The 6,000-nt window shown below is 72.4% G+C and carries 6 protein-coding genes and 1 rRNA gene; 5 read left to right on the forward strand and 2 right to left on the reverse strand.

Translation table 11 applies throughout. The features are described from left to right. Positions 1-46 precede the first annotated feature (46 nt). Positions 47-544, forward strand: a complete 498-nt coding sequence (locus tag AC060L_RS25030) for an NUDIX hydrolase (RefSeq protein ID WP_483801149.1) — start codon at positions 47-49, stop codon at positions 542-544. A 19-nt stretch (positions 545-563) separates the two neighbouring features. Here AC060L_RS25030 and AC060L_RS25035 read toward each other — a convergent pair whose 3' ends face one another. Then, complete coding sequence (locus AC060L_RS25035; RefSeq protein WP_483801150.1) at positions 564-1,805, reverse strand: hypothetical protein; 1,242 nt, start codon at positions 1,803-1,805, stop codon at positions 564-566. A gap of 294 nt (positions 1,806-2,099) precedes the next feature. Between AC060L_RS25035 and AC060L_RS25040 the strand changes: the two genes are divergently transcribed. Next, positions 2,100-2,348 carry a hypothetical protein gene (locus AC060L_RS25040; RefSeq protein WP_483801151.1) on the forward strand — a complete coding sequence of 83 codons (249 nt, stop codon included), beginning with the start codon at positions 2,100-2,102 and terminating at the stop codon, positions 2,346-2,348. A 21-nt stretch (positions 2,349-2,369) separates the two neighbouring features. Here the strand turns inward: AC060L_RS25040 and AC060L_RS25045 are convergent, their stop codons facing one another. Next, positions 2,370-3,434 carry a hypothetical protein gene (locus tag AC060L_RS25045; RefSeq protein ID WP_483801152.1) on the reverse strand — a complete coding sequence of 355 codons (1,065 nt, stop codon included), beginning with the start codon at positions 3,432-3,434 and terminating at the stop codon, positions 2,370-2,372. A gap of 157 nt (positions 3,435-3,591) precedes the next feature. Between AC060L_RS25045 and AC060L_RS25050 the strand changes: the two genes are divergently transcribed. The 3 genes from AC060L_RS25050 to AC060L_RS25060 form a co-directional block, all read left to right on the forward strand. Beyond that, positions 3,592-4,545, forward strand: coding sequence for a S66 peptidase family protein (locus AC060L_RS25050; protein WP_483801153.1), 954 nt, complete (start codon positions 3,592-3,594; stop codon positions 4,543-4,545). 24 nt (positions 4,546-4,569) lie between these two features. Further along, entirely contained in the window at positions 4,570-5,277 is a 708-nt protein-coding gene (locus tag AC060L_RS25055) for a nucleoside/nucleotide kinase family protein (protein WP_483801154.1), read from the forward strand. Between the two features lie 598 nt (positions 5,278-5,875). Then, positions 5,876-6,000: ribosomal RNA gene (locus tag AC060L_RS25060) — 16S ribosomal RNA — on the forward strand; the annotation flags it as partial.

Below are 6,000 nucleotides of genomic sequence, written 5' to 3' on the forward strand. Positions count from 1 at the left end.
GCACCGGGCCCGCCCGTCGGCGCGCCCCGCGTGGCAGGCTGGGCCGATGCGAACTCCTCGTCAGGCAGCAAGGACCGTCGTGATCGATCCGGACGGCGCGGTCTTCCTGGTCCGCTCCGACAATTCCGAGGTCGGCGTGCACTGGATGCCGCCCGGTGGCGGCCTGGACGCCGACGAGACCCCGGCCGATGCCGCCCGCCGTGAGCTGCGCGAGGAGACCGGCTGGACCGACCTCGCTCCGGAGGCGCTGCTGTGCACCTGGGAGCACGACTACACCCGGCAGGGCGTCCCGGTGCGACAGCACGAGCACATCTTCCTCGCCCGCGGCCGGCACCGCGGTCCGCAGGGCGACGTCAGCGCGGCCCATGCCGCCGACGGCATCCTCGAGTGGCGTTGGTGGACCCCGGACGAGCTGGCGGATCCGGCCGCCGAGCCGCTCTGGCCGCCGACGCTCGCCGAGCTGCTGGCTGCTGTCCGGGCGGCCTGGGCCGCCGGGCGGCCGGGCATCGAACCGGTCGAGCTGGGCTACCTGCCCAACGACTGAGCTGCCGAGGCGCGCGCGGTCATGACCGTCGGCGGCGTCCGGCGTCGGACGCAGCGGAGAGCAGCCAGTCGTGCGGCCGCAGTTCGCGGTCGTGCAGCGCGTCCGGGTTGATCACTACGGTCAGCTCGGCCTTGGCGAGGTCCTCGTAGCCCAGGCCGGTGACCTCCAGCAGCAGTTCGGTCGGGACCGAGACGGCGATGGACGGGCGCCACGAGGGCAGTACGACGAGCGTGGTGCCCCGGCCGATCCGGAGCAGCTGGACGGCGACCCGGCGGCAGCGCTGCTCGTCGGGCCGGACCAGCTGGTTCACCGGAAGCCGCGCGCCGCCACCGATCAGGACGCCCAGCGGAGCGTCCGCAGCACCGGCATCCATGGCAGCGTCGGCAACGGCGTCGCCAGTCGTCGCGTCAGCCGGGTCCGTCAGGTCAATCGCGCCAGTGGCGTCATCGGCGTCGGGGGCGTCATGCGTGTCGGCCGAGCCCGCACGGCCCGAAGCCGGCCCGTGTGGAGCCGCCCCTCTGAGGCCGGCGCCACTCAGCGGCTCCGGCACAGGAGCGCTCGAAGCTTCGACGGCCGCGGCCTGCTCAGGCGCGCGCTCCTCGGGTGCACCCAGTGCACCCAGTGCACCCAGTGCGCCCCGCGGCATCCGCCGGCTCGGCGCGGGCCGTCGGATCCGCGGGCGCGGCCGTACTCCGGTCGCCTGCCAGCTGTCGATCCGCGCCACGGGATCGTCGTCGACGGCGCTTGCCCGTCCGAGCAGCGTCACCGAGTCCGAGTCCGAGCCTGGGCCCGAGTTTGAGGTCGAGCCCGAGCCCGCGCCCGTCCGGGCCGGCTGCTCCGCCGCCGGGTCCGGCCGCAGTGCCTCGGCTGAGCCGTCACGCGGCGGCGGCACCGTCCCGTCCAGGCCGTCCGGCCCGGCCAGCGCGTCCCGATCGGCGCCGGCCAGCACCAGTAGCTCCCTGACCTCGGCAACCGACTGATGGCTGGCCAGCGCCAGCTCGTCCAGCGCGGATCCCTGCTGGTAGGCGGCGCGCAGGCGCGCGGCCAGACCGGCGCGCAGCCGCGCGGTGGTCGCCTCACTCGTGGCGGCGTTGCCCAGTCCACTGCCGACCGTGGCCTGCGCAGCGGCGATCGCGGCTCCGGCGGCGGCACGCTCGGCATCGGTGTCGGCGGGCGGTGGGCAGACCTGGGGCAGCGCGGTCACCGCCGCGGCAGCCGGGGGTTGGCGCGGGGTGTCCATCGGTATGAACGACGAGCTCATCGGTGAGGTCCTCCGGTGTACAGTCCGCCCGATCCTGCCGTACCAGCGGGTGAACGTCCATGGGAACCCTGACCGATTCGCATGCGACCCGTCTCGGCCCGGCCCGGATGCCCCACGGGCGGCCGGGGCCTTCCGGTCGGGAGGCGGCCCGCGCAGCCCCGTCGCCTGACTCAGCGTCAGCGACCGACTGCGTACAGGTCAACTGGAACCGGCCGGCGGCGCGTCACGTCGGATCCTTGCGCGACCGTGCCACAGCACGACAGACAGGCCGACAGATCAACGGGGGAGTGCCTGATGACGACAACCGTGCCACCTACCGGGCAGGCCGGACCGACCGGGCCAGGCCCGGCCGCCATGCCCGCCATGCCCGCCATGCCCGCCACGCCCGCCGAGTGGTTGGCGACACCGGCTGACGAACCGCCCCGCCGCAGCCGCAAGTGGCTCTGGCTCTCGTTGCTGCTGCTCGTCGCGCTGGGCGCGGGCGGCCTGGTCCTGTTCCTGGGTTCCTCCGCGAACGCCGTCGGCGGTTGCGGCGGCGGCTGAGGCCCCGGGCAGCACGGTCGCTCACCGCGCGGCCGGGTGCTCGTCGGCGCTCAGCCGTCGGGCAGGCGGCAGGCCAGGCGGTAGATCAGGCAGCAGATAGGGGAGCCGCTCACCGAGGAATGCCCGCGGGAACGCGTCGCGCAGCCGCCACAGCCCGGCGTCCACCACGAAATGCGCCATCACCAGACCCAGGTAGCCGCCGTACAGCGCCCGCCCGCCAGGTGCGGCGGCGCTGTGCAGGTGCGAGGCGAGGTTGAGGACGGCGCCGAGCAGCAGCGCGACGTTCAGCAGCACCGCGAGGCCGATCAGCCGGTCCACGGCTGCTCGCCGCCCACCGCCCGCGACCAGCCCCATGATCACCAGGTACTGGTACCCGTGCGCGGCGGTGAGCCCGGCGACCGCCGCGTACGGCGAGTCGAAGAGGAACCCGGGCAGGAAGAACAGCAGGCAGACGGCGTGCGCCAGGACGAACGGGACCGGACGGCGCTCGCGCGGGCGGCGGGCCAGGACGAGGACCAGCCCGCCCACCGCGCAGATCCCGTACCCGGCGGCCGCGAGCGGGCGCAGGATCTCCAGTCGTGGGTCCACCGTCAGCTGGAGCAGCGCGGGCCGCGCGAGCAGCCCGGCGATCCCGCTCAGGCCGGCACCGGTCACCGCCCGCCGCTCGGCCACGCTGAGCGGCCCCACCCGGTAGGCGCTCGCCGCCAGCGCCGCCAGCCCCAGGTTCTGCTTCTGGAAGTGGAAGAACTGCCAGGCCAGGAACGCGGGCAGGATCCAGGCGAAGGTCCGGGCCGGCAACGCCGCCGCGACCGCCGCCGATCCCGCCACCAGCGAGGCCGGGACCACCAGGTAGCGCCCAGGGGAGCCGAGCATGTGCCGGCGGACGGCGCGGTCGGTCCAGAACCAGCCGGTGCTCGCGACATGCACCGAGGTGCCGAGGAAGAGCAGCGTCCCGAGCGCGGCGACCGGCGAGCGGCCGGCGGGTGGCGCGAAGGCGATCGCCGCGGCACAACTCGCCGCCGTGAGCAGCACCGTGCCGTAGAGCCAACTGCCTCTGAACACCGCCGACCTGACGGTTCCGGACATCCCGCACCCCCGCGCTCGCCGGCCGGCCGGGAACACCGGCTCCTCGGCGAGCAGCTGACCAGCCGTCCGACAGGGAAGAATAGCCTCGAACGCCCGATCGCCCGGGGGGTGTCGAGCCCAGCCCGTGGCCGCCAGCTGTCAGCCCTGGAGGACGGACATGACCTCGCCCCTTGCCGGCACCGAAGCCGGCCCGCTCACCCGCCCGCGCCGCCTGGTCGAGGGGGACAAGGTGGCCGTGGTCGCCCCCAGCGGCGCGATCGACCCGGACCGCCTCACGGCGGGCTGCGCGATACTCCGCTCCTGGGGCCTGGAACCCGTGGTCGGCCGTCATGTGCTGGGCGCGCACCCGAGGCTGCGTCACTTCTCCGGCACCGACGCCGAGCGGGCCGCCGACTTCCAGCAGGCCTGGCTCGACCCGCAGGTCGCCGCCGTGCTCTGCGCACGCGGTGGCTTCGGCGCACAGCGGGTCAGCGACCTGCTGGACTGGGACGCACTGCGGGCCGCACCGCCCAAGGTGCTGATCGGCTTCAGCGACATCTCGATCCTGCACGAGCAGGTCGCCCAGCGGCTCGGCCTCGCCAGTCTGTACGGCCCGATGGGAGCCGGCAGCTCCTTCATCGGGGACACGCCCACCGCCGAGCACCTTCGCCGCACGCTCTTCGAGCCGGACTCCGTGCGCAGGCTGACCGGCCCGGAAGCCGGCCCGCTCGTCTCCGGCCGCGCCCATGGGATCACCGCCGGCGGCTGTGCGTCCGTGCTCGCCGCGGACTGCGGTGCGCCCACCGCCCGTCGGTCCTTCGCCGGGACGATTCTGCTGCTGGAGGACGTCAACGAGCAGCCGTACGCGATCGACCGGATCCTCACCCAGCTGTTGCGCTCCGGCGCGCTGGACGGCGTGCGGGGCATCGCGCTCGGTTCCTGGGAGGGCTGCGGCGCACCGGAGCGGGTGCGCGACGTGCTGATGGAGCGCCTGGCACCGCTCGGCGTTCCGGTCCTCTGGGAGCTGGGCTTCGGCCACTGCCCCTCCACCCTCACGGTCCCGCTCGGCGTGCCCGCCGTACTGGACGCGGATGCGGGCACCCTCACCTTCGACCTCCCGGCGCTTCTGTAGCGCGGGCTGAGTAGGGTGCGGCGGATGAGCACGCCGCACGAAGTCCTGATCGACGAACGCGAGCCGGCCCAGCTGGTGGCCGAGCTCCTCGCCACGCTGCGTACGGCCCGCCCCGGTGGCCGGATGCTGCTCGGCCTGACCGGCGCCCCCGGCGCCGGCAAGTCCACGCTGGCGCGGCACCTGGTGGCAGAGGTGCAGCGGGTCCTCGGGCAGGGGAGCGCGGCCTACGTCCCGATGGACGGGTTCCACCTCTCCAACGCCCAGCTCGACCGGCTCGGCCTGCGCCACCGCAAGGGCTCGCCGCCGAGCTTCGACGCGAACGGGTACGCGGCGCTCCTCGGCCGGATCGCCGCGGACCGGTTCCAGGACATCTACGTCCCCGACTTCGACCGCCGGCTCGACGAGCCGGTCGCTGCCCGTCACCTGGTGACCCCAAACACCCGCCTAGTCGTCACCGAGGGCAACTACCTCGCTGCCGACGAGCCCGGCTGGTCCGAGGCCCGCGCACTGCTCCGCGAGCTCTGGTACCTGGAGGCAGCCGACGACGTCCGTGACGTGCGCCTGATCCGCCGCCACACGGACGGCGGGCGCGACGGGGGTGCCGCCCGGGACTGGGTGGACTCCAACGATCAGCCGAACGGTGAGTACGTGAAGCTCAGCCGGTCGCGGTGCAGCCGGATCGTCCGGGTGGGGGAGTTGCCCCCGGAGACACTGGGGAGTAGTGTTCTCTAGTCGCTCGGCTGGGAGCACCGGACACGCATCTGCGCGGACGGTCCCGGGGTGGCCACTCTCTCGAAACACCTCTCTCAGTACATCTGTGCTGGTCTATTCGCGCTGTTCCTTTATGGCTGCGCGCGGCCGGCCTGTTTTGTGCTGTGCCGGTATTTCGGTTGCGTGGGCGGACTTCGGTCGGATTCGCTTTTCGGGGCGGAGTTCAGCTAAAGTTCAACACGTCGGACAGGCCGTCAGGTCGGTTACGGCGAAGGCCACTTGAGGCCGAAACGGTGTGGAGGACCTGCTAAGGTCGGAAACACCGAGAGGGAGTCGGAAAAGCCACAACGGCGGATCTGATAAGCTCTACGAAGTAAGAACGAAGGGCCCGGAGGGACTGCGAGAGCAGCTCGAAGGAAGTCTCCGTTCCTTGAGAACTCAACAGCGTGCCAAAAGTCAACGCCAGATATGTTGACATCCCCGGCCTCGGTCTTATGACTGGGGTTGGAGATTCCTTTTAGTAGTAAAAACACTAGCGAGGACGCAGTGCACGGGGTCGGCCTATTCCGCTGATCGTCGTGCCGCTCAACGCGGGTGGGATCCCGATTACGGGAAATCATTCACGGAGAGTTTGATCCTGGCTCAGGACGAACGCTGGCGGCGTGCTTAACACATGCAAGTCGAACGGTGAAGCCCTTCGGGGTGGATCAGTGGCGAACGGGTGAGTAACACGTGGGCAATCTG

It is taken from the genome of Kitasatospora sp. NEAU-69, from assembly GCF_057158765.1.

Bases quoted from the DNA above. Each gene is read 5' to 3' on its own strand.
- AC060L_RS25045 (WP_483801152.1), bottom strand. From the start codon at position 3,434: ATGTCCGGAACCGTCAGGTCGGCGGTGTTCAGAGGCAGTTGGCTCTAC.
- AC060L_RS25055 (WP_483801154.1), top strand. From the start codon at position 4,570: ATGAGCACGCCGCACGAAGTCCTGATCGACGAACGCGAGCCGGCCCAG.
- AC060L_RS25030 (WP_483801149.1), top strand. From the start codon at position 47: ATGCGAACTCCTCGTCAGGCAGCAAGGACCGTCGTGATCGATCCGGAC.
- AC060L_RS25040 (WP_483801151.1), top strand. From the start codon at position 2,100: ATGACGACAACCGTGCCACCTACCGGGCAGGCCGGACCGACCGGGCCA.
- AC060L_RS25050 (WP_483801153.1), top strand. From the start codon at position 3,592: ATGACCTCGCCCCTTGCCGGCACCGAAGCCGGCCCGCTCACCCGCCCG.
- AC060L_RS25035 (WP_483801150.1), bottom strand. From the start codon at position 1,805: ATGAGCTCGTCGTTCATACCGATGGACACCCCGCGCCAACCCCCGGCT.